Origin of the sequence: Corynebacterium sp. DNF00584 (genome assembly GCF_001552965.1) — a bacterium.
GTDB classification, from domain to species: Bacteria; Actinomycetota; Actinomycetes; order Mycobacteriales; family Mycobacteriaceae; genus Corynebacterium; species Corynebacterium phoceense.
The window spans coordinates 60,547-85,311 of the sequence record NZ_KQ959732.1 but is presented as its reverse complement, the minus strand read 5'-3'; the positions used below and the strand labels follow the sequence as shown (position 1 = coordinate 85,311).

Annotated in this window: 24 protein-coding genes; 15 read left to right on the top strand and 9 right to left on the bottom strand. The window is 61.6% G+C overall.

All coding sequences use genetic code 11. The annotated features are described in order from the left end of the window. Positions 1–10: 10 nt before the first annotated feature. The 7 genes from dapB to HMPREF0307_RS02655 all read left to right on the top strand — a co-directional run bounded on the left by dapB (position 11) and on the right by HMPREF0307_RS02655 (position 10,290). Positions 11–757, top strand: a complete 747-nt coding sequence (gene dapB / locus HMPREF0307_RS02685; RefSeq protein WP_066486652.1) for a 4-hydroxy-tetrahydrodipicolinate reductase — start codon at positions 11–13, stop codon at positions 755–757. After that, positions 757–1,506, top strand: coding sequence for an FAD-dependent thymidylate synthase (gene thyX, locus HMPREF0307_RS02680; RefSeq protein WP_066486650.1), 750 nt, complete (start codon positions 757–759; stop codon positions 1,504–1,506). Before dapB ends, thyX begins: the two co-directional genes overlap by 1 nt. 82 nt (positions 1,507–1,588) lie before the next feature. Further along, positions 1,589–2,497, top strand: a complete 909-nt coding sequence (dapA, locus tag HMPREF0307_RS02675) for a 4-hydroxy-tetrahydrodipicolinate synthase (protein ID WP_066486648.1) — start codon at positions 1,589–1,591, stop codon at positions 2,495–2,497. A 2-nt stretch (positions 2,498–2,499) separates the two neighbouring features. Continuing rightward, on the top strand, positions 2,500–4,647 hold the full coding sequence (locus tag HMPREF0307_RS02670; protein ID WP_082723191.1) for a ribonuclease J: 2,148 nt from the start codon (positions 2,500–2,502) through the stop codon (positions 4,645–4,647). A gap of 137 nt (positions 4,648–4,784) precedes the next feature. After that, positions 4,785–5,423, top strand: a complete 639-nt coding sequence (locus tag HMPREF0307_RS02665; RefSeq protein WP_066486646.1) for a TIGR03085 family metal-binding protein — start codon at positions 4,785–4,787, stop codon at positions 5,421–5,423. Between the two features lie 122 nt (positions 5,424–5,545). Then, positions 5,546–8,935: a DNA translocase FtsK gene (locus HMPREF0307_RS02660; RefSeq protein WP_066486635.1), complete on the top strand. Its 3,390-nt coding sequence runs from the start codon at positions 5,546–5,548 to the stop codon at positions 8,933–8,935. A 245-nt stretch (positions 8,936–9,180) separates the two neighbouring features. Next, the gene (locus tag HMPREF0307_RS02655) at positions 9,181–10,290 is read left to right on the top strand and encodes a TerC family protein (protein ID WP_066486633.1); all 1,110 of its coding nucleotides are present in this window, start codon (positions 9,181–9,183) and stop codon (positions 10,288–10,290) included. 49 nt (positions 10,291–10,339) lie between these two features. Here HMPREF0307_RS02655 and HMPREF0307_RS02650 read toward each other — a convergent pair whose 3' ends face one another. Next, complete coding sequence (locus HMPREF0307_RS02650) at positions 10,340–10,636, bottom strand: YciI family protein (protein ID WP_066486632.1); 297 nt, start codon at positions 10,634–10,636, stop codon at positions 10,340–10,342. 59 nt (positions 10,637–10,695) lie between these two features. Between HMPREF0307_RS02650 and pgsA the strand changes: the two genes are divergently transcribed. The 4 genes from pgsA to HMPREF0307_RS02630 all read left to right on the top strand — a co-directional run bounded on the left by pgsA (position 10,696) and on the right by HMPREF0307_RS02630 (position 13,304). After that, positions 10,696–11,247: a CDP-diacylglycerol--glycerol-3-phosphate 3-phosphatidyltransferase gene (gene pgsA, locus HMPREF0307_RS02645; protein WP_231725011.1), complete on the top strand. Its 552-nt coding sequence runs from the start codon at positions 10,696–10,698 to the stop codon at positions 11,245–11,247. Continuing rightward, positions 11,240–11,731 carry a CinA family protein gene (locus HMPREF0307_RS02640; RefSeq protein WP_066486617.1) on the top strand — a complete coding sequence of 164 codons (492 nt, stop codon included), beginning with the start codon at positions 11,240–11,242 and terminating at the stop codon, positions 11,729–11,731. Before pgsA ends, HMPREF0307_RS02640 begins: the two co-directional genes overlap by 8 nt. Positions 11,732–11,775: 44 nt before the next feature. After that, positions 11,776–12,132 carry a helix-turn-helix domain-containing protein gene (locus HMPREF0307_RS02635; RefSeq protein ID WP_066487173.1) on the top strand — a complete coding sequence of 119 codons (357 nt, stop codon included), beginning with the start codon at positions 11,776–11,778 and terminating at the stop codon, positions 12,130–12,132. Positions 12,133–12,443: 311 nt separating this feature from the next. After that, a complete protein-coding gene (locus HMPREF0307_RS02630; protein WP_066486614.1) occupies positions 12,444–13,304 on the top strand; it encodes a PspA/IM30 family protein in 861 nt (286 codons plus the stop codon). Positions 13,305–13,473: 169 nt separating this feature from the next. On the opposite strand, the gene HMPREF0307_RS02625 is transcribed toward HMPREF0307_RS02630, so the two are convergent. Next, complete coding sequence (locus tag HMPREF0307_RS02625; protein ID WP_066486609.1) at positions 13,474–13,908, bottom strand: hypothetical protein; 435 nt, start codon at positions 13,906–13,908, stop codon at positions 13,474–13,476. A gap of 401 nt (positions 13,909–14,309) precedes the next feature. Here HMPREF0307_RS02625 and HMPREF0307_RS12450 point away from each other — a divergent pair, with 401 nt between their 5' ends. Next, complete coding sequence (locus tag HMPREF0307_RS12450) at positions 14,310–16,013, top strand: LGFP repeat-containing protein (RefSeq protein ID WP_082723190.1); 1,704 nt, start codon at positions 14,310–14,312, stop codon at positions 16,011–16,013. A gap of 909 nt (positions 16,014–16,922) precedes the next feature. On the opposite strand, the gene HMPREF0307_RS02615 is transcribed toward HMPREF0307_RS12450, so the two are convergent. The 3 genes from HMPREF0307_RS02615 to HMPREF0307_RS02605 are packed head-to-tail and all read right to left on the bottom strand — an operon-like array spanning position 16,923 to position 18,819. Further along, on the bottom strand, positions 16,923–17,543 hold the full coding sequence (locus HMPREF0307_RS02615; protein WP_066486601.1) for an energy-coupling factor transporter transmembrane component T family protein: 621 nt from the start codon (positions 17,541–17,543) through the stop codon (positions 16,923–16,925). Between the two features lie 3 nt (positions 17,544–17,546). Next, positions 17,547–18,239 (bottom strand): energy-coupling factor ABC transporter ATP-binding protein, encoded by a 693-nt coding sequence (locus HMPREF0307_RS02610; RefSeq protein WP_066486598.1) that lies wholly within the window; start codon positions 18,237–18,239, stop codon positions 17,547–17,549. Beyond that, positions 18,232–18,819, bottom strand: coding sequence for a biotin transporter BioY (locus tag HMPREF0307_RS02605; protein WP_066486596.1), 588 nt, complete (start codon positions 18,817–18,819; stop codon positions 18,232–18,234). Before HMPREF0307_RS02605 ends, HMPREF0307_RS02610 begins: the two co-directional genes overlap by 8 nt. A 123-nt stretch (positions 18,820–18,942) precedes the next feature. On the opposite strand from HMPREF0307_RS02605, the gene HMPREF0307_RS02600 reads away from it, so the two are divergent. From HMPREF0307_RS02600 to recX, 3 genes are all read left to right on the top strand, one after another. After that, positions 18,943–19,158, top strand: a complete 216-nt coding sequence (locus tag HMPREF0307_RS02600) for a DUF3046 domain-containing protein (RefSeq protein WP_066486594.1) — start codon at positions 18,943–18,945, stop codon at positions 19,156–19,158. Positions 19,159–19,395: 237 nt separating this feature from the next. Beyond that, entirely contained in the window at positions 19,396–20,529 is a 1,134-nt protein-coding gene (gene recA, locus HMPREF0307_RS02595) for a recombinase RecA (protein WP_066486592.1), read from the top strand. Positions 20,530–20,532: 3 nt separating this feature from the next. After that, positions 20,533–21,132, top strand: coding sequence for a recombination regulator RecX (recX, locus tag HMPREF0307_RS02590; RefSeq protein WP_066486582.1), 600 nt, complete (start codon positions 20,533–20,535; stop codon positions 21,130–21,132). A 45-nt stretch (positions 21,133–21,177) separates the two neighbouring features. Here recX and HMPREF0307_RS02585 read toward each other — a convergent pair whose 3' ends face one another. The 4 genes from HMPREF0307_RS02585 to gluA all read right to left on the bottom strand — a co-directional run bounded on the left by HMPREF0307_RS02585 (position 21,178) and on the right by gluA (position 24,510). Beyond that, positions 21,178–22,116, bottom strand: a complete 939-nt coding sequence (locus tag HMPREF0307_RS02585; protein WP_066486580.1) for an amino acid ABC transporter permease — start codon at positions 22,114–22,116, stop codon at positions 21,178–21,180. Next, the gene (gene gluC, locus HMPREF0307_RS02580; RefSeq protein ID WP_066486577.1) at positions 22,116–22,802 is read right to left on the bottom strand and encodes a glutamate ABC transporter permease GluC; all 687 of its coding nucleotides are present in this window, start codon (positions 22,800–22,802) and stop codon (positions 22,116–22,118) included. Before gluC ends, HMPREF0307_RS02585 begins: the two co-directional genes overlap by 1 nt. A gap of 63 nt (positions 22,803–22,865) precedes the next feature. Beyond that, complete coding sequence (locus tag HMPREF0307_RS02575; protein WP_066486575.1) at positions 22,866–23,753, bottom strand: glutamate ABC transporter substrate-binding protein; 888 nt, start codon at positions 23,751–23,753, stop codon at positions 22,866–22,868. A gap of 28 nt (positions 23,754–23,781) precedes the next feature. Further along, on the bottom strand, positions 23,782–24,510 hold the full coding sequence (gene gluA / locus HMPREF0307_RS02570; RefSeq protein ID WP_049145056.1) for a glutamate ABC transporter ATP-binding protein GluA: 729 nt from the start codon (positions 24,508–24,510) through the stop codon (positions 23,782–23,784). Between the last annotated feature and the right edge of the window lie 255 nt (positions 24,511–24,765).

Sequence of the window (24,765 nt, the reverse complement as noted above, 5' to 3'; positions counted from 1 at the left end):
GAGGTCGCACATGACAATCAAGGTCGGGGTTTTGGGCGCGAAGGGGCGCGTCGGGCAAGCCATCGTAGAGGGTGTGAACGCAGCGGACGACCTGGAGCTCGTGGCGGAGATTGACCGCGACACCCCGCTGCAGGAGCTCGTGGATAACGGCGCGGAGGTTGTCGTGGACTTCACGCAGCCGGGCGTGGTGATGGATAACCTCAAGTTCGTGGTCGAGCATGGCATCCACGCCGTGGTTGGTACGACTGGTTTTGATGCTGAGCGTTTGGCCAAGGTGGAGGAGTGGACTAAGGCCGAGGGGGCGGGTCACGTGCTCATCGCGCCGAACTTCGCCATTTCGGCCGTGCTTACCATGACGCTGGCAAAGCAGGCTGCGAAGTTCTTCGAGACCGCCGAGGTCATCGAGTTCCACCACCCGACGAAGCTCGACGCACCGTCGGGCACGGCCATCCACACCGCGCAGGGCATTGCTGCGGCACGCAAGGAGGCCGGGTTGGGCGCCATGCCGGACGCTACGGAGCAGTCCTTGGAGGGCGCCCGCGGTGCGGACGTCGACGGCGTGCCGGTGCATGCGGTGCGCATGCGTGGCATGGTCGCGCATGAGGAAGTCATCTTCGGTGCCCAGGGCCAGTCGCTCACCATCCGCCAGGATTCCTACGACCGTTCCTCGTTTACCCCGGGCGTGCTCGTGGGCGTGCGCAATATCGCGGAGCACCCGGGTCTCGTGGTGGGCCTCGATAACTACCTGGATCTGTAATGGCGAAAGAAAAGAAGCTCGACGTCCAGCTCATCGCGGCCACGGCATTCCACGCGCCAGCCGATGTGTCCTGGGCGCCGGATGACTCCGCCACGGACGCGGAGGCGTTGGTCGAGTTCGCGGGACGCGCATGTTACGAGTCCTTCGATAAGCCCAATCCGCGCACGGCGACAAACGAGACGTACCTTCACCACATCATGGAGGTCGGCCACGATGCGTTGCTCGAGCACGCCACGGCGACGCTCTACATCCGGGGCATTTCGCGTTCGGCCTCGCACGAGCTGGTGCGCCACCGTCACTTCTCGTTTAGCCAGTTGAGCCAGCGCTTCGTCCACTCGGAGGAAGCGGAGGTTGTGCTGCCGAACTTGGTGGCAGCGGATCCGGAGCTCACGCGGTTGATGCTGCAGGCCGTGGACGAAACGCGCTTCGTCTACGAGGAGCTGCTGCGCGCGCTCGAGGACAAGCTCGAGGACGAGCCCAATGCGTTGCTGCGTAAGAAACAGGCCCGCCAAGCCGCGCGCGCGGTGCTGCCTAACGCGACTGAGTCGCGGATTGTGGTCACCGGCAATTACCGGGCATGGCGCCAGTTTATTGGCGCGCGGGCGACGGAGCATGCTGACTCGGAGCTGCGGGCCGTTGCAGTGGAATGCCTGAAGATTCTGCGCGAGCAGGCGCCGACGCTCTTTGACGACTTCCACATCACGCAGCTGCCGGATGGGACGGAGATGGCGTCGAGCCCGTTCGCGTGAGCGTGGGCTGGCGGATCGGATTTAGACGCCACTCGCGGCCCGATGTCCACATGAGGGCCATGAGCGGGTAACCTTGTACCCCATGAGCACAGGTATGACAGCAAAGAATGGCGTTGAGACGTTCGGACGCGTCGGAGTTGCTATGGTCACCCCGTTTGACGGGGATGGCAACCTCGATCTGCCGGGCGCGCGACGCCTTGCCGCTCATCTCGTCGATAGCGGGATTGACCAGCTGGTCATCTCAGGAACGACGGGCGAATCGCCGACGACGACGCCGGCGGAGAAGGTAGACCTGCTCAAGGCCGTCAAGGCCGAGGTTGGCGACCGCGCGAAGATCTGCGCGGGCGTCGGTACGAATAACACGGCCGTGTCCATCGAGATGGCACGCGCCGCCACTGAGGTAGGCGTTGACAGTCTCCTCGTCGTGGCACCGTACTACTCCAAGCCCTCCCAGGAGGGCGTCTACCGCCACTTTGCTGCTATCGCGGATGCAACGGATACTCCGATCTGCGTCTATGACATCCCTGGCCGCTCTGGCATCGCCATCGAGGCAGATACTCTGCGTCGCTTGGCGGAGCTACCCACCATCCGTGCCGTCAAGGACGCCAAGGGCAACCTTGGACTTGGCGCCGAACTCATGCGAGAGACCAGTTTGGCCTGGTACTCCGGCGATGATCCGCTCAACCTGCCCTGGGTCGCCCTGGGTGCATCGGGCTTTATCTCCGTCGTCGGCCACGCCGCGCCGCAGGCTCTCGCAGAACTTTATACTTCGTTTGAAGCCGGCGATCTGGCGCGTGCGCGCGAGATTAACGCCGAGATCTTGACCCCGCTCATTCACGCACAGGCGCGTCTGGGTGGAGCAACCATGGCAAAAGCGGCCCTGCGACTGCAGGGCATTGATTGCGGAGAGCCGCGTCTTCCGGTCCTCGGAGCGAATGAGGACGAGATTGCTGCTCTGCGCCTAGATATGGAAAAGGCTGGAGTCCTTTAAGAATGACTGAACCCCAAAAACGTGCCCGGAAGGTGACCCGCAAGGCGGGCCCGCCGGCAGAAACCAACGAAGCGGCCTCGAACGAGGCGGCTTCGCCGGTTTTCCAGGCTCCCTCCGAGCAGGCTTCTGCGGCGAATAACAACGCCTCCAACGAGGCTCACTCGTCGTCCTCCAACGACGACGAGGGCAACGGCCGCCGCCGCTCGCGCGGTTCCCGTGGCGGCCGTGGCCGCGGCGGAAACAACCGTGGCAACAACGGCAATAACAACAATAACGGCAATGACAACGGTGGCGACCAAAACCACGGCGGCAACAACCGTGGCCGTGGCCGTGGTCGCGGCGGCAACAATGGCGGCAAGAATAATGGCCGCGGTCGCCGCAACGTGCCGAAGTCGATGCAGGGCGCCGACCTGACCCAGCGCCTGCCGGAACCGCCGAAGCAGCCGAAGGACGCACTGCGTCTCTACGCGCTGGGCGGCATTTCCGAAATCGGCCGCAACATGACGGTCTTCGAGTACGGCGATGACATCCTCATCATCGACTCGGGCGTCCTCTTCCCGTCCTCGGGCGAGCCGGGCGTCGACCTCATCCTGCCGGACTTCGGCCCGATTGAGAAGAAGCTCAAGAAGGTCAAGGCTCTGGTCGTGACCCACGCGCACGAGGACCACATTGGTGCGATCCCGTGGCTGCTCAAGCTGCGCCCAGATCTGCCGATCATCGCTTCGCGCTTTACCATCGCGCTCATCGCCGCGAAGTGCAAGGAGCACCGCCAGAAGCCGAAGTTCGTTGAGGTCAACGAGAAGTCGGATCTCAACTACGGCCCGTTCCGCCTGCGCTTCTGGGCCGTCAACCACTCCATCCCGGACGCGCTGGGCATCATGCTTGGCACCCCGGCTGGCAACATCATCCACACGGGTGACATCAAGATGGACCAGACGCCGCTCGACGGCCGTCCCACCGACCTGCCGGCGCTGTCCCGCTACGGCGACGAGGGCGTGGACCTCATGCTCTGTGACTCGACGAACGCGAACATCCCGGGCGTTTCGGCCTCTGAGGGCGACATCCCGGCGACCTTCCGTCGCCTGGTCTCGGGCGCGAAGCAGCGCGTTATCATCGCGTCCTTCGCTTCGAACGTCTACCGCGTGCAGGCTGCTATCGATGCCGCCGTCTACGCCGGCCGCAAGGTCGCCTTCAACGGTCGCTCGATGATGCGCAACATGGAAATCGCGGAGAAGCTCGGCTTCCTCAAGGTTCCGCGCGGCACCATCATCCCGATTGATGAGGCCGCAAAGATGGCCCCGCACAAGGTCCTGCTCATCACGACAGGTACGCAGGGCGAGCCGATGGCGGCGCTGTCGCGCATGGCCCGCCGTGAACACCGCCAGATCACCGTCCGCGCAGGTGACATGATCATCTTCTCCTCCTCGCTCATCCCGGGCAACGAGGAAGCCGTCTACGGTGTCATGAACATGCTCTCGCAGATCGGCGCTGAGGTCATCACCAACAAGGAAGCCAAGGTCCACGCTTCGGGTCACGGCTACGGTGGCGAGCTGCTCTTCCTGTACAACGCGGCACGCCCGAAGAACGCTATGCCGGTCCACGGCGAGTGGCGCCACCTGCGTGCGAACAAGCAGCTGGCTATCTCCACCGGCGTTCCGGAGGATCGCGTGGTTCTCGCACAGAACGGCGTTGTGGTCGAGCTACGCCACGGCCGCGCGCAGGTCGTCGGCCAGATTCCGGTCGGTAACCTCTACGTGGACGGCGTGTCCATGGGCGAAGTCGACGCTGACACCCTGGCTGACCGCACCAACCTCGGTGCCGGCGGCGTTGTCTCCATCACCTGCGTCATCGACAATCGTACGATGCGCCTCATGGAGCACCCGACCGTCGCGACGACGGGCTTCTCCGACGACGACCGTGCCCTCGTGCCGGAGGTCGCCAAGCTCGTGGAGAACACCATGAACGATCTGGCCGCGGAAGGCGAAAACGACACCTACCGCATGGTCCAGAAGCTGCGTCGCAAGGTCTCCAAGCTCATGGAGTCCAAGTACAAGCGCGAGCCGGTCATCCTGCCGACCATCGTCCCGACCGCGTCGGGCAACGTCGTCGCCGATGATGACGAGGTCCACGCGTCCCTCGAATCGCTCTAAGCGACACCGCGCACAGCGCCCCAGCCGCAGCCCGGCTGGGGCGCTCGGCGTTTTCACAGAACTGTGAAGTTACGCCGAATTCCTGTACAGATTCGGTGAGTGTGCGTGAGGCGCGTTCGCGTGGGTAGTGCGCGACTATGCTGGGGCTCATGTCTTTTTCGTCTGCTGAACGCGCCCGCTTGGTGGCGCTCTTCCATGAACTTGGTCCGGATGCCCCCACGCTGTGCGAAGGATGGACCACGCGCGATCTCGCCGCACACCTGTGGGTGCGCGAGAACCGCCCCGATGCCGCCGCAGGCATGTTCGTGCCGGCACTCGCTGGTCGCCTCGACAACGCCATGGCGCAGGCCAAGGGGCGCGACTTCGATGAGCTTGTGGACGCGTGGGGGAGGGGAGCCTCAAAGTACAATCCTTTGCGTTACGCCGACTCGAAGGTGAATTTCGCGGAGCACTACATTCACTTGGAAGATGTGCGCCGCGCCAATGGGCAGACTACGCCGCGGGATTTCTCGGACGCGGTCAGCGACGAGATGTATTCGACTCTGGGCATGCTCGCCAAGCGTATGCTCTCCAAGTCTGCGCAGCCGGTCGCGCTTTTCGCGGCGGGCTACCCGCGCATCCTCGTCGCGGATAAGCACGGCGTGGCGGCCAACGGCGGCGCCGTCGTTCGTGTGTCTGGCACGGTGGGCGAGCTCATCCTGTGGACCTACGGCCGCGACGCCGCGGAGGTCACCATCGAGGGTGATGCGTCTGCCATCCACCGCGCCAGCCTCTAAGTCAAGCCCAATCGCTTGACAATCACGTGTGCCGCGGAAAAGAGCGCCATATATAGAGAAAACATCCTGTCGCCCGTGTGGCGCGTGTGATTATTGGGGTTGTAGTCGCTAAAGTGGCGACTATGTCTGTCAAAAATGCTGCTTCGCGAGGCGCGCGGGGCAAGAAGGGTGCGTCGAGCACCCATCGTTCCGCGCGCCGTAACCAAACAGCCGGGGCCTCAGCGTCGCGCTCGCGTCCTGCAGGCCGGGCGCGTTCCGGCGCGCCCGAAACGCTGTCCGTCACCTCCTCGCACCGCGCTGCCGTGTCCGCCGACGAGCGGACCGGTAGCGCTTTCCGTGCGGTAGGCCACGGTCTCGGCGCGGCGTTTGGTTTTACGGCCCGCGGTGTGGGTTCACTTACCCGTGGGCTGGGCAGCGGCATAGCCAGCGCCGCGCGGCGTGGTGACAGCTATGACGATTATGACGAGGTCGACGAGTTCGACGACAACTTTGAAGCAGAGGAGTCAGACACCATTTCTGGTCGCACGTCCCGGTCCGGAGCTACATCCAAGGCAGGGAAGAAGCAGGACGACACGCAGGCTGCCGTCGACGCGGAGCTCGACAACCTTGCCAGCCGCCACGCCCCGCGCGGCGTGCACGTGGAGAACCCGGACGCCTGGGGCTTAGTCCTCATCGGTCTGGCTGCGGTCCTCGGCGCGTCCGTGTGGCTTGATATCGCGGGCCCCATCGGCGCAGCTATCGCGACCGCAGCACACCTGGCCATCGGTGCGGGTGCCGTCGTGCTGCCCGTCGCTCTCATCGCGCTAGCCCTCGTGCTCATGCTCGACCTCCATGGACCCGAGGGCGTCATGAGCGCCCGCGTCATTGGCGGAACCGCCATCATCATCGTGTCCATGCTCGGGCTCATCCATCTCTTCGCGGGCAACCCCACCGAGTGGGTGGACCGCGAATTCGCTGGCGGTGCCGTGGGTGCCTGGACCGGCGGTCTGCTCGCTGCCGGTTTCTCCAGCTACGTCGCCATCCCGCTGCTCATCCTGGTCATCATCTACGGTGCGCTCACCGTCACTGGCATCACCATGCGACAGGCGTGGGATTGGGTCGTCTCCGTCGTGAAGTCTTGGCTGCCCGAGCGCGGTACCGAAGACTACGACGAGGGTGAGGACCTTTATGGCCGCGCCGACTCTGATATCGATGCCATCGCCGAGGGGCGTTCCCGCCCGAGCGAGGAGCGTCGTCCCCGCGCCGTGCGCAGCCCGATGGAGAACTACCCGGTGGAGGAGCCTGGCCGTCATCCAATGGATACGGAGGACGTTCCGCGCAGCCCCCGCCGCCGCTCCCAGCAGATCCCCCGCCCGGCCACGAACCAGCGCGTCGGCGACACGGACGAGTTCCCGGCCGTTACCGAGCCGGCCACGATGTCCTTTGCCGCCCAGGAGCCCGAGCCTGAGCCGGAAGCCCCGACGCGCTCCATCAAGCGCTCGGCGTCGGTCGCTGACATTGTCTCGTCGCGCAAGCAGGATTCCGGTTCGCTCAAGCGCACTGCCACGACCGCTGCCAACACCGTCGCTGGTGCTGCGGCGGGTGCTGCTGCAGGCGCCGCCACCGGTGCCGTGCGCGAGGGCGCCAAGACCGCCGCGGCCGTGTCCGGTGCGGCCGCTGCTGCTGCCGATGCCACCGGGCGTATCAGCCAGGCCGCCTCCACGCCGCCGAAGGCAGCCCCGGCTGCCGAAGCCCCGGTTTCTGACACCAAGGCGTCGTCACGCGAAGCCATCCGTGAGGCCATCATCGCCCGCTCCGGCATGGACCCGGCGACCGGTCGCAACGTGGAGGCGGAAGCCGAGGCTGGAAAGGCTGCGGCTGCGGCCCCGGCGGCATCGGCAAGCCCCGCGGCGTCTGGCGCCGCCGGACAGTCGGACACGCACTACGACCTGCCGCAGACCTCGCTGCTTACCGCTGGCGCACCGACGAAGGCCCGTACGGAGGTCAACGACCGCATCATCGAGGCGATCACCGAGGTCTTTGACGAGTTCAAGGTCGACGCACAGGTCACCGGCTTCTCGCGCGGCCCTACGGTCACACGCTACGAGATTGAGCTCGGCCCGGGCGTCAAGGTCTCGAAGATTACGAACCTGCAGTCCAACCTCGCCTACGCCGTGGCGACGGAGAATGTTCGCCTGCTTACGCCGATCCCGGGCAAGTCTGCCGTGGGTATTGAGGTCCCCAACCCGGACCGTGAGATGGTGCGCCTGCGTGAGGTCCTCGACTCGGACAATATGCATGCCTCGGACGACCCGATGCTCATCGGCCTGGGCAAGGACATCGAGGGCGAGTTCATCTCCTCTTCGATTCAGAAGATGCCGCACTTGCTCGTCGCCGGTGCGACCGGTTCCGGTAAGTCCGCGTTCGTGAACTCTATGCTCGTCTCGCTGCTTACCCGCGCGACGCCGGAGCAGGTGCGCCTCATCCTCGTCGACCCGAAGATGGTGGAACTCACGCCATACGAGGGCATCCCGCACCTCATCACGCCGATCATCACGCAGCCGAAGAAGGCCGCGGCGGCCCTGCAGTGGCTCGTCGAAGAGATGGAGCAGCGCTACATGGACATGAAGTCCGCGCGCGTGCGCCACATCAAGGACTTCAACCGCAAGGTCCTCTCCGGCGAGATTCAGGCTCCGGCGGGGTCGCAGCGCGAGATGCACCCGTATCCGTTCATCGTCTGTGTCGTCGACGAGTTGGCCGACCTCATGATGACCGCCCCGAAGGAGATCGAGGAGTCCATCGTCCGCATCACGCAGAAAGCGCGTGCGGCTGGTATCCACCTCGTACTCGCCACCCAGCGTCCGTCCGTGGACGTCGTCACCGGTCTCATCAAGACCAACGTGCCGTCGCGTCTCGCGTTCGCGACGTCGTCGCTCACCGACTCTCGCGTCATTCTCGACCAGGGCGGCGCGGAGAAGCTCATCGGCATGGGCGATGGCCTGTTCATCCCGCAGGGTGGTCGCCCCGTGCGTATGCAGGGTGCCTTCGTCGCCGACGACGAAATCCAGGCTGTCGTTGACGCCGCTAAGGCACAGGGCGAACCGGACTACACGGAGGGCGTCACTGAGGACAAGCAGGCCGAATCTAAGAAGGATATCGACGAGGACATCGGAAAGGACCTCGACGACCTGCTCGAGGCCGTCGAGCTCGTCGTCACCTCGCAGCTCGGCTCGACCTCGATGCTCCAGCGCAAGCTGCGCATCGGCTTCGCCAAGGCCGGCCGCCTCATGGACCTTATGGAATCTCGCGGTATCGTCGGTCCCTCCGAGGGCTCCAAGGCCCGCGAGGTGCTCACCAAGCCTGAGGAACTCGAGACCATGCTGTGGTACTTGAAGGGCGCCGACCCGGCCGAGGCACCCAAGGAAGTCCAGGAGGAGCTTGACCTGGAGGCTGACTCCGCCGAGGAGAGCTCGGACACTGAGGGGACGACGACCGTCGACGCGACGTACAACCCGTCCTCCGGCGCGTTCTAATCCGGCTGTGACCATAAACCCCGTGGCGCTTACGAGTGCCACGGGGTTTCGTGTAAGCTAGCCCAAGTATTGGAGGGGAGTACCCCACTCCGTCGGCGCTGATCGTCAACACGGTCAGTTGTGCGGCGCCTAGCGTCGCACGGCTCCCGGTCGCGCCGGCCCGCATCAGTTTCCGCGCCCGCGGGAGCGGGCGGGCGGGGGAGACCTCCGGTCTTTTTGCAACGTCGACCGGAGGATACGTCTTTATGCACGTCCCGCTATGGATATGGGCGGTTACGCTCATTGTCATTCTTGGCTTCTTTATCTTTGACTTCTACTCCCACGTGCGCACCCCGCACGAGCCGACTCTCAAAGAGTCCGGCATGTGGACCTTGTTCTACGTCTGTCTCGCGCTGCTCTTCGGCGCGATGGTCTGGATTGTCTGGGACCACGAACACGGCATGCAGTACCTCACGGGTTACGTGACGGAAAAGGCGCTGAGTGTCGATAACCTCTTCGTCTTCGCGCTCATCATGGGTGCCTTCAAGATTCCGCGCAAGTACCAGCAAAAGGTGCTGCTCATCGGTATTGTTCTCGCGCTGGCATTCCGCCTCGTCTTTATTTTGCTCGGAGCTGCCGTTATTGCGGCGTGGTCGGACGTGTTCTACCTGTTCGCGATCTTCCTGCTCTACACAGCCGTGAAGCTCATTATCGACGAGATTCGCGATGCCCCGGAGACCGACCCGAACGACATGTTCATCATCAAGATGCTCCGTAAGGTCATCCACGTCACCCCGCGCTACCATGGCGATAAGCTCACCCACCGCGACGAGAAGTCCGGGAAGAAGGGGCTTACCCCGCTCTTCATTGCCCTGGTAGCCATCGGAGCCGTTGACGTCATGTTCGCCTTCGACTCCATCCCGGCTATCTACGGCATCACGAGCGAGGCTTACCTCGTCTTCACCACGAACGCCTTCTCGCTCATGGGCCTGCGCCAGATGTACTTCCTGCTCGACGGCCTCCTTGACCGCCTAGTCTACCTGCCCTACGGTCTCGGACTCATCCTGTTCTTCATCGGGTCCAAGCTCCTGCTCCACGCCCTCCACGAGAACAACCTGCCGTTCATCAACGGCGGCGAGGACGTCCACGGTGCCCCAGAGATTTCCACCGTCGGCTCGCTCATCACGATTGTCAGTATCCTCACCATTACGGTGCTGCTGTCTATCTGGAAGAACAAGCGCGACGAGGCCCAAGGCGGCATCCGCGTCTCCCACAACCACTACGACTGGGATGACGAGGGCAACAAGATTGTCCGCGACAGGAAGGGCGACCTCATCGGCTTTGCCTCCGAGGTTCCCAAGGCACAACTGCCTTAACCCCACAACGCACTAACGCCCCGCGATGACGCGGGGCGTTTCTTTTGTCTTAGTCCTCGAAGCTATTAATCACCGGGTTCCACTCGCGCACGGCACGCGCGGTGACAATGCCTTCCGTGTGGAACGGGTCGCCGTCCATGAGCTCAATAGCCTGGGCGACGGTTGTGTTCTCGTCCTCGTACTGCGTGACGATGAGCGCGCCACCCTTCGAATCAGTAAACGGGCCGGAGCCGAGAATGTGGCCCTGTGCCTTGAGATCGTTGATGAAGTCACGGTGCTTCGGGCGGACATCGGCGAGGCGGGGGTCGTTGGGGTTGTAATCGTAGATAAAGGCGAAGTACTTCATGGCCCCAAGTGTAGGCGGTAGCCCGCGGGCGGGGAGGGGGAACGGGTAGGATAACTGGCGTGAATACCGCAAGCCCCGCTCAGAAGCCGTCGAATTGGAACCTGCCCAATCTGTTGACGAGTCTTCGCATTCTTTTTATTCCTGTCTTCGCGTGGCTCGCGCTCACTGACCACCAGTGGTGGGCGTTTATCGTCTTCGTCCTGCTCATGATCACGGACAAGCTCGACGGCGACATCGCCCGCGCCCGCAATATCGTGACGGACTTCGGCAAAATCGCCGATCCCATCGCAGACAAGGCGCTCATGACCACCGCGCTCATCTGCCTCAACATTGCCTACGGCCTGCCGTGGTGGATCACCATCGTCATTCTCGTGCGCGAGTTGGGCATTACTTTCTGGCGCATGTTCCTCCTGCGCCAGGGCAAGGTCGTGCCGGCCTCCAAGGGCGGCAAGCTCAAGACCGCGCTCCAGTCGCTTGCCGTGGGGCTGTACCTCTGCCCGCTGCCGCACTGGATGGACGTGCCCAACCTCGTGGTCATGCTGCTCGCCGTCGTCGTCACCGTCGTGACCGGCATCCAGTACCTCATCGATGGCCGGCGTGAAAATGCGTAGCGCCGATCTTCTCGCCCTCCTCGTCGCCCGCGGAGAGACCGTCGCGTTCTGCGAGTCCCTTACCGCAGGTCTTGCCGCCGCCACGCTTGCCGATACCCCCGGTTCCTCCGCCGCCCTCCGCGGCGGCCTTGTCACCTACGCGACTGAGGTCAAGAGTCACTTCACGGGTGTGCCCGTCGCAGTACTCGAGGCCCAAGGCGTTGTGTCCGCCGCGACTGCCCGGGTCATGGCCCATGCCGCCGTGCGCGAAACCGGCGCCGACTGGGGCGTCTCGCTCACCGGCGTCGCAGGCCCCGACCTCCAAGAGGGCAAGGCACCCGGCACCGTCTACATCGGTATCTGGAACAACGCTGCGAACGACGGTCAGGAATTCGCCGCTGTGGGCCTGGGCGGGACGCGCGCCGAGATTCGCCGCGGCGCCGTGGACCAAGCCTTTGATTTCCTCGCAGAATGCCTGGCAGCAGCACCCGTGAAAGAAAATTGAGTCGAGCGGGAACAACTTTGCACCGCGGCCCGTTGTACTCAGTGATGAACACAACTACTGCACTACTTGATAAGACCGTTTCCACGTCCGTGGCTCCGGCCGAGCGCCGTCATACACCCGAGCCGCTCCTACGCGAAGCCCTTGGACTTACCCTCCGTGCCTTCCGCGCGGACAAGGGCGTGACGCTGCGCGAACTCGCAGCCATCGCCCACGTCTCGCCCGGCTACCTGTCTGAGCTCGAGCGCGGCCGTAAGGAGGTCTCCTCGGAGATGCTCGCCGCCGTCTGCCACGGCCTAGACACCACGGTGGCGGAGGTCCTCATTGAGGCCGCCGGCAACATGGTTCTGCCCTCCGTCGAGGAGGAGCTGGCCAACACCGCTCCCGCCGCCTCCGAGGCCTAAACCCGGACACAGAGCACCCGCCTCCGCGCGGGTGCTTGTGCGTATCTGGACCTACCTGGCCCTCCGAGGATGGTCATTCACCCTGCTCGCGGATTCACGCCAAGAGGCGCATCCTGCATGAATGGCTATCCTCCGAGGGTCGTCTCGTGCGCGTCGAGCCAGAACCTGTGTGTTTCCCGGCAATGAGGTGGCGAATCGATGACAAATGCCTACCCCGTAGGGGAGAATGGCGGCGCCCGGCCGAACGCTTGACTAGGATGGTGGCCGGATTAGAAACGAAATTCTTTAGGAGAAAGGGCCACACAGAAGCTATGGCTAACCCGTTTGTGAAGGCATGGAAGTACCTCATGGCACTCTTTGATTCCAAGATCGAGGAGAACGCGGATCCCAAGGTACAGATTGAGCAGGCCATCTCCGAGGCCCAGCGCCAGCACCAGGAGCTCTCCCAGCAGGCTGCTGCCGTCATCGGTAACCAGCGCCAGCTGGAGATGCAGCTCAACCGCCGCCTGGGCGACATTGAGAAGCTGCAGGCGAACACCCGCCAGGCCATTCAACTCGCCGACAAGGAGCGCGCGAACGGCAACGAGGCCAAGGCCATCGAGTACGAGAACGCTGCCGAGGCTTTTGCCGCGCAGCTCGTCACCGCCGAGCAGTCCGTGGAGGACACGAAAAAGCTCCACGACCAGGCTCTGCAACAGGCTGCCGCGGCTCGCCAGGCTGTCGAGCGCAACGCCACCACGCTGCGCGAGAAGGTCCAGGAGCGCTCCAAGCTGCTCTCCCAGCTCGAGCAGGCCAAGATGCAGGAGAAGGTCTCCGAGTCCCTGCAGTCCATGAACGAGCTCACCAATACCAACACGCCGTCGCTCGACGCTGTGCGTGACAAGATCGAGCGTCGTTACGCCAACGCGCTGGGCCAGGCTGAACTCGCGGAGAACACCGTCGACGCCCGCATGCGCGAGGTCCAGCAGTCGGGCATCCAGATGGCGGGCCACTCCCGTCTCGAGCAGATCCGCGCTGAGATGAACGCCCCGAAGTCCGTCGAGGGCACCAAGGCAGACGCCATCGAGGCACCGTCTACCGCCTCCTCGGCTGCCGATGCCGCCGCACAGCCCAACACGGCCTCCGACGACGCCGTCCAGGCTCGCCTCCGCGAGCTCCGCGGCGAGCAGTAACCTAAGATAGCTCGAGCCCCGGCATCAGTAGGATGCCGGGGCTTCGTTGCGCCTAGCGACGGCAGTTTAGAACAACGAAGGGTCCGGAACCGCGCGGTTCCGGACCCCTCATTGTCCTAAAATCTGTCCCTAAATCCTGGCGTGCGCCGTCGCCACCGATGGCGGTCCATTAGGACGACCGAGCGTGGGACGCCATCCATTCCTTCATGGATGAGAATGGTCCGCGGTAATAGGCCTGGTTCGAGAAGTCGTAGGAACCGAATTCAATTGTGCCGTCGGGAAGGCGGTGATGCACCGCGTAGGAAAACCCGTCATAGTGTTCCACCGGGAACCAGTACTGTAAGTCGAGGCCAAAGCCCTGGCACAAGTCACCGAAGGCTCCGTAGCCAGTATCGATGTAGTACATCTCCCGCGGATCGTAGTGAGGCGAAACTAGTACGAAACCCGGTGCCCTGAAGTCGCCGTATTGGGTGAAAAATTCTCGATATTCGTTGGGTACCGACTCCGGTAGCGACGTTGTGGCCGCTGTGATATACCTTTCGCGCTCGGCGTAGGAGATGAGTCGGTGGTCGCGATCGTTCTTAAAAGTATCGGGGTCAATCATGCCGTTCGTCGCTTCCTATATAGTGGCTACGACATCCCACCCCGACATCGACGAAGAATCCACAAATCTGATCACCAGAATCCTCAAAGCCTAAGCCAAAACTCGCGGACTAGGAAAAATTTGTTATGTCCATGAGGTTTTGGACTAGGACAAATTGTGCAAGTCTGGTTGAAGTAGGGATCGAGGATGAGCTCGGGGTACTGGTTCGAGTTCCCGGCTGAATGGGGTGTAGTCGGCCTTGATCTAGTTGAAGCCCTAGGGGCAGGTGATGAGTTTCGCGGAGTGAGGGGCTGGGCTGAAGTGGTGGAACTTTTAGTTGTCGTTTCCAACACGATGTCAAGTGCGAGCAATTACAATAATCTGAAAATAGTAACTACATCACATAAAGCTGAGAAGGCGAAATGGTGACACAAGGCTCGCACAAGGGCCTGGTTGGTCGAAGTAGGTGGAAAACGAGCATTTTCGGTACTGTAATTCTGTTGGCGTTGCAAGCATTACCTGCGCTAGCTGCGGACAGCTCGAATTTCGATTTTCCAGTTAGACCGGCTATGGAATCGCAGCCAATTTCTGAGGAGACTTCAGGGCTTCGTGTTGTTGCACCTGAAGACCGGGAGGATTACGAGAAGGAGTTTTATTTTCCTGAGGATGAGCCTGTTACTGTCGATGGCCAGAAGGGTCAGACACAGCAGGATCTTGAGCAAACTCGCGAGTTACTCGAAAGGGTAGTTGAAGATAGCCAACCGCAGAGTGAATTGGTTCAAGGTAGCATGTGGTCGGATCGTTATGGGGTGCCGCTTGATGTTGATCGGCAACGTGCGGATTATGCTGAGGTGACCGTTGCAGAGGAAAGTTCTCAGGTCGATAGCTTGGCGCGGGCGGCATATCGATGTGAGTCCTTTTGGCCAACGGGTATTGAAGTGTGCGGTGCAACTCTCGATCAATATGAGCGTCTAGGAGGTCTGACGAGTTGGCTTCTTTACCCAACGGAGGTGAAGAAACAAAACCCTGACGGGCGAGGTTTCCGTCAGCAGTTTGTTAATGGGTGGATTTACTGGTCGCCGGAGCATGGTGCGCATGCGGTGTCTCGAATGACTGCCGCAGTGTGGGCGCGCAATGGCTGGGAAGCGGGATGGCTTGGTTATCCGACCAGTGGCGAAAACCCAGTCAACGGTGCGACCGCTCTCGACGGTGAGGTTTCAGGTTGGATGCAGCAATTTGAAGGCGGCAGGATTTATCGAAGTCCGGCACTTCAAGGCTTCCAAGTGGCGAGCATCAATGGCTTAATTTTAGACAAGTGGTTGGCTGAAGGTGGAACAAACTCGACGCTCGGCTTTCCTGTGGCAGATGAGGCGATGACGCCAGATCGGGTTGGGCGATTTTCGCGATTTCAAGGCGGATCCATTTATTGGCATCCACGGTTTGGTGCGCACTCCGTGGAGGGGGAAATACTTAAGAAATGGGGTGCAGCTGGATTTGAAGTGGGTGAGTATGGTTACCCCATTGCTGATGCCGTGGTTGAAGAGGGAACTCTGCAAGCAACGCAGCAGTTTGAGAATGGAATTATTCGAGGCAAGGTCTTTGATGGCTCTGACGGATATGTGACTCCTTACATCTATTTTCCATCTCCTGCTGACGCGGAAGAGTATTTCCGGAGCATCGAAAACAGCATTTTGCAGAACGGATACGGGAGTGTTCCGGCGGTTGCCGAGCGAGCCGCAATTACCAAAGAATATGGCCCGTGCGTGCTTGAACCGCAGTATATTCATCGACGCACAAAAAGCGGTGCCACGGGTGAAGACAAGATAGTCGGATTTAAGGCTTATACTAAGTGTTCCAAACGGGTAACGAGAATCGACCATTCGCTAAGTCTGCATGCCCATCAATGGTTTCCGTTGCCAATGGGATCATTTGTCAAATTAGCGGAGTTTGAAAATCATAGCTTAAGTGAGGCGAGCTTAAAGTCTGAGGCCCTTGCATATAAATGCGACGGGGACAAGAAGACAATCTTCGGTGGTTCGGTTGCTGGAACTATCGATGTAAGTGGAAAGAAGTACTATGCACGTGCCTATCCACCAAATACACGATTGGAGTGTGGAATAAAATGAGTCCAATGTACCCACCTAACGTTTTGCCCGATTGCCAACGTTACTATAGGTGGTGGTGGCGTCAATCCGAGGAACTGTGGACAGTCCATGCAATGGACGACTATCCCGAAATGGAAGAGCTAACTAGTGGGTTGGACTACAAGTTTCTCTCGTGTGAATGTGTCACAATCGACTATAGGAAAAGTCTCCACGGCACATACGGGATCACCCGTCCACTTGAGACCGGTGAAGAGTTTTTGATCGCTGTGAGTTTTCACGGAGAGCCGCATGAATCAGAATTCAATGCAATTGGTGAGCACGCAGTGTCTCACCGTGCTCATTGTGAACGGTGGACGGCTGGTCTGAACGAAGAATATCCCGACGATGATTATCGGATCGTTCAGCTACAAATGGGATGGATTCGTGAGGATGTATTAGCGATGCTGCCGCGGATGCCTAGCTGGTATCCGCTACCGGAGCCGAGTTGGGGCCCGGATCCAAGCCAACGCCCTGCCCCCTACCGCCCAGAGTCACCGCGAAAAAGGAGCTAGTTCAAACAGTTGCCGACGTGAGACCTTCTGACCTCGAAAGTACGGCCTATCATTGATGAAGTCCGTTTGCACAACCAAGGCTTCATTGAGCTGGTCATAACTGTAGAACTCCTGGTCATCCAAGTATTCCGCGCACCAGGTCTGCGCAATGTCGACAGCTCTTTCCACGTTTGCCTTTTACCGCGGGCTGTAGCTTTTAGCCGCAGTAATACCCATCTGATAGAAGTCCGCCAGCTTGCGTACCCTGCGACAGGAATACGCCCACGCAACCCCACGCCGCCGGGCGTAGTGCGATCAGCCGATAGCAGTGTGGAACAACGAAGGACCCAGATGCGCGCGGTTCTGGGTCCTTCCTTGTTCTGAAATCCAGGCTGGCGTCCTAGTCGCCGACTCCGCGGGCCTGGAGCGCTTCGCCCATCGCGCGGGCGCGGCGGATGGACCGGATAATGACCGGCGTGCCGAAAGCCAGCGGACTAAAGCCGGCGCCGCGGGCCTTGCGGGCATCGAGGACCTCGTAGACTGTCTCGAACATGAGCGGGATGAGCCGGATGGTGAGCGACATGGCGAGGCTGATGGTTTCCACCGGTAACCCGAAGCGGGCGAGTGGGCGCAGGGAGTCCTCGAGGGACTCCATGATGGCGTCCACCGTGGAGGTGAGCGTGAGGAGGAATGCGGCCATCATCGCGGCGAAGATGGTGAGGAACATGACCACGGCGTACTCGAAGTCGCGAGCCCACCACTGGAAGGCGGCGAGTGGAACGAGGATAAACAGCGGCGGCCACATCTGGCTCCACGCAATCTTCGGCGGAACCTTTGCGATGACAAAGGCGAGCGCCGGGAGTAAGACGGAGGCCGCGGCGAGCGGTATCGTGCGGCAGAAGATGCTCGTCACCAGGATGAAGACGATCAGAATGAGGATCTTCCAGCTCGGCTTCATCCGGTGAATGAACGTGTCGCCTGGAACGTAGACGGACAGCGGGATATTCGTGCGGCGTTTCATGTTTTAGAGGGGACGGGTGGCCATGAGGTCACGGTAGAAAGAGATGACCTCATCGGGCGTGCCGTCGGCGGCCACGTGGTGGTCGTCGATGCATATGACGCGGTCGAAGTCCGAAAGGAACTCGAGATCGTGGGTAACGACGATGAGCTGTTGCTCAAGCTTGGCAAACTCGCGCTTGATGCGGTCACGGTTGCGCAAATCGAGTAGCGTCGTGGGCTCGTCCGCGATGATGAGGACTGGGTCGATGACGAGTACGGCGGCCAGCGCTAGCAACTGCTTTTGTCCACCGGAGAGGGTGTGCGGCGATTGTTCGGCGCGGTCGGCGAGACCAAAGCGGTCAAGGGCGGCATCGGCACGCTGGTTGCGCTCGGCCTTGGGGAGCTTGAAGCGGCGCAGGGAGAAGGCGACGTCGTCGCGCACCTGCGGCATGACGATTTGGTTCTCGGCGTCAGAGAAGACGAAGCCGACCTTCTGGCGGATCTCTTTGCCGTGCTCGGCGACGTCGAGGCCGTCGACGGTGACGGTGCCAGTGGTGGGCTCTCCCAGGCCGTTGATAAGACGCGTGAGCGTAGACTTGCCGCCGCCGTTCTCACCGATGATGCCGATGCGCTGTTCGGTAAGCGTGAGGTTGATGTCGTCGAGGATGAGCGTCTCGTCATAGGACACGCCCACCCCGCGGAATTCGACCTTAGGCAACGGCGGCCTTCTTCGAAGCGGTCTTCTTGTGGCCCATAAGATCCGGGAACGCGGCGTGGACAGCGAGCGCGATGAGGATGGCGACGACGAGTTTGCCGGAGTCCGGCGCGATGAAGGGCAGTTGGGCCGCGAAGGCTGCCGATGCCTCCATGCCCGAGCGCACCATGAGGCCCAGAGCGCCGCAGGTGTACTGCACCGCAAGGCCGACGAATGCTGCGATGGCGAGCATGACGGTCATGCCGCCCTTGTTGCGCGGGGAACGGTAGGCGATGAGGCCAGCGATGGCGGGGGAGATGACGTAGCCGATGATGTAGCCGGCCGTGGGGCCCGCGAGTGCGCGCAGGGTGGTGCCGCCGCCTGCGAGGACAGGAAGAGCGAGACCGAGGAAGAGGAAGAGGAGACCGACGTACATGCCGCGACGGCCGCCAAGCACCAAGCCGGCGAGGATGAGCGCGGCGTTCTGGAGGACGATCGGAACGCCAGCCGTGCCGATAGGGATGGAGACGAAAGCGAGGACAATGACAAGTGCGGTAAAGACGGCCACGTAGGCAAGATCTGTGGCGAGAGAGTTCTTCTTCATAGCGAGAAACTGTAGCACCGCGGATGGAAAACCCAGTAAAAGAGGGATTTTGAACAGCGTTCATGCAGGGCATTGGGGGACGGCGTCCACGACGGGCCAAGGGGGCGCGGTACACTGGCCGCCATGCGTTTGACCGAATACCACCAATTGATCGTCGACGAATTTGGTGAATCCGAGGGAAAGTGGATTTCGCACTCCCACGTGCTGGCGAAGCTCGGCGGCACGGCGGACGAACTCATCGAACGTGGCGTCGATCCGCGCGACGTCTGGCGCGAGTTGTGTGAGGATTTTGAAGTCCCTGAAGAACGACGCCTGGGCGTGGACTACAACAGTAAGTAGGAGAGTTCCCGAACACGCGCCGAAAATTCGAAAATCGAACATTCGTGCGTGTAGTATGAGGGGCATGTTCCGGCGGGACGTAGAGTTCTGTGCATACCGCGGGACGCAGGATGAAAGAAAATACTTGCACCGCGCGTGGAACCCACATGGGTGGGCGCGCAGTCTAACTCGGTAAGCGGGGTTAGCGCCCCGTAAGATACATAGACGCTCAATAGACTTATTAAAGGACGACACACTATGGCTGCAAAGACCAAGAAGAGCACCACGGTCAGCGCCGCGGAGGATCGCCAGAAGGCGCTCGACTCCGCCATGGCGATGATCGAGAAGGACTTCGGCAAGGGCGCCGTCATGCGCCTGGGCGACGATAATCGCCCGCCTATTCGGGCTATTTCCTCCGGCAATACCGCCATCGACGTGGCGCTGGGCATCGGCGGCTTCCCGCGCGGCCGCATCGTCGAGATTTACGGCCCTGAGTCTTCCGGTAAGACCACCGTGGCCCTCCACGCGATTGCCTCGGCGCAGAAGGACGGCGGCATCGCCGCGTTCATCGACGCCGAGCACGCGCTGGATCCGGAATATGCACGCCTCGTGGGCGTGGATACGGATAACCTGCTCGTGTCCCAGCCGGATACCGGTGAACAGGCCCTGGAGATTGCGGACATGCTCGTGCGCTCCGGCGCCATTGACATCATCGTCATCGACTCCGTCGCCGCACTGACGCCGAAGGCGGAAATTGAAGGCGAGATGGGCGATAGCCACGTCGGCTTGCAAGCCCGCCTCATGTCGCAGGCACTGCGCAAGATGACCGGTGCGCTCTACAACTCGGGTACGACCGCCATCTTCATTAACCAGTTGCGTGAGAAGATCGGCGTCATGTTCGGCTCGCCGGAGACCACCACCGGTGGTAAGGCGCTCAAGTTCTACGCGTCCGTGCGTTGCGATATTCGCCGCATTCAGACGCTCAAGGACGGTCAGGACGCCATCGGTAACCGCACCAAGATCAAGATCGTGAAGAACAAGGTCTCGCCGCCGTTCAAGATTGCGGAGTTCGACATCATCTATGGCGAGGGCATCTCCCGTGAGTCCTCGATCATCGACATGGGTGTCGAGCATGGCTTCATTAAGAAGTCGGGCTCCTGGTTTACCTACGAGGGCGACCAGCTGGGCCAGGGCAAGGAAAAGGCACGCCATTTCCTCAAGGACAACCCGGACCTGGCGGATGAGATCGAGAAGAAGATCTTCACCAAGCTGGGTATCGGTACCGCTGCCGCCACGGATGAAGAGGTCCACATGGACGTCCCGGGTGCGGATGACGGTCTCTCGGACGAGGCTGTGGACTTGGTGCCAACCGTCGACTTCGACGACGAGTAAGCCGTGTCAGAACCCGCTCCCGAGAAGCTCGAAAAGCTACGCCAAGCACTAGAAGCCTATGAATCTGGTGCCGCCGGGGGCGGGCTTTTTGATGTCCAGGAAGAAGAAGCTAAAGCCAAGGTGCGCTCGCGCGCGCTCCTGTTGCTCGATCAGCGTGCGCGTTCGCGGTCGGAGCTGCATGACCGTCTGGTGCGGGCCGAGTTTGACCCGGAGGTCATCGAGTCGGTCCTCGACGATCTTGCGAACGTGGGCCTGCTCGATGACGCGGCATTCGCGCGCGAATGGGTGCGCCAACGCCATGCGCGCCGCGGCAAGTCGGCGTGGGTGCTCGACCGCGAGCTGCAGCGTAAGGGGGTAGTGCAAGTAGACCGCGCGGAGGCGCTCGAGCAGGTGACGCAAGAGTCCGAACAGTCAATCATGGAAGATCTTGCTGCTAAAAAGGCTCGTTCGGTCAAGACCATCCCGGAAGACCGTGCGGAGCGCGACAAGGTACTGCGGCGCATCGTGGGCGTGCTTGCCCGCCGCGGCTTTAACGAGGGCGCGTCGTTGCGCGTGGCGAAGGCGGCTCTCGAGGCGCGTTGCGCGGAGCTGGAAAACGAGTAAACCCCCAGCTGGTTGCTGGGGGTTCGGCGTGCCCATGTGAGGTGGTTATTCCGCGGGGTTGCGGATTTCCTTGTAGCCGGGTGCGTGCCAATCGGCGTTGACCTCGTCCTTGGTGTCGAGGCCCTGCGAGTGATGGTGCGGCACGTTGGCCACGATGTTCTTGCGGGCGCGGCCGGCGCGCAGCTGACGCTCGATGCGTTGGGCCAGCACTGTGAGTCCCCAGTTGATGAGGATCATGATGATGGCGACGACGATCAGTGAAGCCAGGTAGTTCTTGTTGAAGGACGCGGATTGGATACCGGAGCGGACAACTTCGACATAGCCGATCTGGTAGCCGAGCGCGGAGTCCTTGAGGGCGATGACCATCTGCGAGATGAGCGCAGGCAGCATCGCCGCGACGGCCTGGGGGAGCAACACCTTGAACATGGTTTGCTGGTGGCTCAGTCCCAGCGCCTTAGCTGCCTCGGTTTGGCCCTTGGGCAGCGAGCGGATGCCGGAGCGCAGAATCTCGGCGACGACGGAGCCGTTGTAGAGCGTGAGCGCGAAGACAACGGCGCCGAAGGCGAGGTGCTTGGACGGCACGAGGTCGTAAACCGCGAAGAGCTGGTAGGCGAAAATCATGAGCAGCAGCACGGGGATGGCGCGGAAGAACTCCACGACAATGCCGCACACCCAGCGGACGGGGCGGTGCTCGCTCAGGCGTCCTAGACCGAAGACCACGCCAAAGACGATGGCCAACAGAATGGAGGCGACGGCGGAGAAGATCGTGCCCTTGAGACCCGGGAGCAGATACGTCGTCCATGTCTGCGAATTGAGGAACGGCGTCCACAGCTCAGGGCTGAGCTGGTTGCGCTCGTTCAGCTTCATGAACACCCACGCGAGGACCGCGGTGGCGACGATGACGGTGATGACTGTATAGATGACGTTGTTGCGCTGGCCCTTGGGGCCGGGGGCATCGTAAAGCACTGTGGCGCGTACGGACATTATTTCTTCACCGCCAATTTCTCAGAGAGCTTGCCCAGGCCAAGGCCCATGGGCAGCGTAAGGATGATGAAGCCTGCTGCGAAGATGAGGAAGATGACAAAGAGCTGGCTGGCGTGGAACTCAATGGTCGACTTCATGAGCAGCGAGGCCTCGGCGACGCCGATGACGGACGCGATGGTCGTGTTCTTCGTCAACGCGATGAGCGTATTGCCCAGCGGCACGATGGCCGCGCGAACGGCCTGCGGGAAGACGATGGTGCTAAACGTCTGGCTAAAGGACAGGCCGAGCGAGCGGGCGGCCTCCGCCTGGCCGAAGTCTACGGTGTTGATACCGGAGCGCAACGACTCAGCGACGAATGCGGAGGTGTAGAGGATAAAGCCCACGATGGCCAGGCGCACGTTGTTGTCGATGAGGAATGTCGCCGACTCGCGGCTGGCGAGCGTGACACCGAGGGTCTGGTACAGACCGAAGGAACAGAACAGCACGACCAGAGTGAGCGGCGTATTGCGCACGATCGTGATGTACGTCGTAGCCAGGAAGCGCAGAATGCCGACGGGGGAGACGCGCATCGCGGTCAGGATGGTGCCAAGGATCATGGAACCCAACGCCGACCACAGCGTGAGTTTGATAGTGAGCCAAAACGCGGGCCAGAGTTCTGGACCCAGCTGGCTCCACATGGAGCTCATGTTTTCTCCTCGTTCATTGGGGATGGGAGGGGCCGGGCTTGTCAAGCCCGGCCTAAGGGGGCGTTATTCCACGAAGGACAGGTCGCCCGGGGTACCCGGCTCGATGGCGTCGCCCTCGCCAAGGTTGGCGGAGACGAGCTTGTCGAACTCGCCGGAGGAGTGCATTTCCTCAAGCGCCGCATTGATGGCGTCCGTGGCCTCCTGGTCGTCCTTGGCGAGGCCGATGCCGTAGTACTCGTCGGTGAACGGCTTGCCGTCCTTCTCGAGCTCGACAACCTTGAACTTGCCCTCGTTCTGGGCGGCGTAGCCGTTGAGGATGGTCGCGTCCGTGGTCATTGCGTCGATGGTGCCCTGGGAGAGTGCCTCAACACAGGAGGAGTAGGTGTCGAACTCTTGGAGCTGCACGGACGGCAGAGCCTCCTTGACCTTCTGAGCCGGGGTGGAGCCGGTGACGGAGCAGAGGATCTTGCCGTCGAGGCCATCGAGGCCCTTGATCTCCGCGTTGTCCTCGGAGACGAGGAGCGCCTGGTGGGTGACGAGGTACGGGCCACCGAAGTTGACCTTCTCTGCGCGGGAGGCGTTGATGGAGTAGGTCGCGGCGATCATGTCGACCTGGCCGTTCTCGATGAGGGTCTCGCGCTGCGCGGAAGGGGTTTCCTTCCACTCGATTTTTGGCTCAGCCCAGCCCTTGTCCTTCGCGATCTGGTTGACGACGTAGGTCGCGACGTCGACGTCCAGGCCGGACATGGACCCGTCGCCCTCGCGCAGGCCGAGACCCGGCTGGTCGAACTTGGTGCCGAGGGTGACGTTGCCAGACTCGATGTGGGCGAGTAGGCCCTCGCCTTCGCCGGAGGCGGAGTCGGAGGAGCCGCCGCAGGCAGCGAGCAGGGCGCCAGAGGCAAGGACGGCGGAGGTGGCGGCGATAACGCGGGTGATGTGGGAACGAGACATGGTGTTTCTCCTTGAGATGAGGATGGGATTAGTGGTGGAGGATCTTGCCCAGGAAGTCCCGGGCGCGACCCGATTGCGGGTTGGTGAAGAAAGAGTCGGGGTCGGTATCTTCGACGATCTCGCCGTCGGCCATGAACAAGATGCGGTCCGCGGCCTTGCGGGCGAATCCCATCTCGTGCGTGACGACGACCATGGTCATGCCCTCCTTGGCGAGGTCCGTCATGACGTCCAAAACCTCGTTGACCATCTCCGGGTCCAGCGCGGAGGTTGGTTCGTCGAAGAGCATGACCTTCGGCTTCATCGCGAGCGCGCGGGCGATGGCGACGCGCTGTTGCTGTCCACCGGAGAGCTGCGCCGGGTATTTGTCTGCCTGGTTGGCAATCCCCACGCGGTCGAGGAGCTGGAGCGCCAGGTCGTTCGCGGCGGACTTGGACATCTTGCGCACCTTGATGGGGCCCAGCGTCACGTTGTCCTTGATGGTCAAGTGCGGGAAGAGGTTGAACTGCTGGAAGACCATGCCCACGTCGGCGCGCAACGTGGCCAGGGCCTTGCCTTCCTCCGGCAGTGGGGTGCCGTCGATGGCGATGGAGCCGGACTCGATGGTCTCGAGGCGGTTGATGGTGCGGCACAGCGTGGACTTACCGGATCCCGAGGGGCCGAGCACGACAACAACTTCGCCGCGCTGGATCTCGAGATTAATGTCGCGCAATGCGTGATAATCGTCGAAGTACTTTTGTACGTCGCTGATGCGAATCATTGGGGAGTTGCTCACATCACTACTTCCTTCCGTATGTTGAACGGGTCATGTTGGGATAATAGGGTGCGCGGTGCCACAAGGGTGAACAATAGGGTCACATTTTGATAACGCTTCACTCGCCTGCAAAAAGGAGTATATCTGTCAATATATAGAAAAGCCTGGTAGATGGCAGGAAACATTCATGCGGCGAAGTTGGTGAACCGGGAAAGAGCGCGGTTATGAGTTACCCCCGAGCGTCGTTAGAATGAACCGACG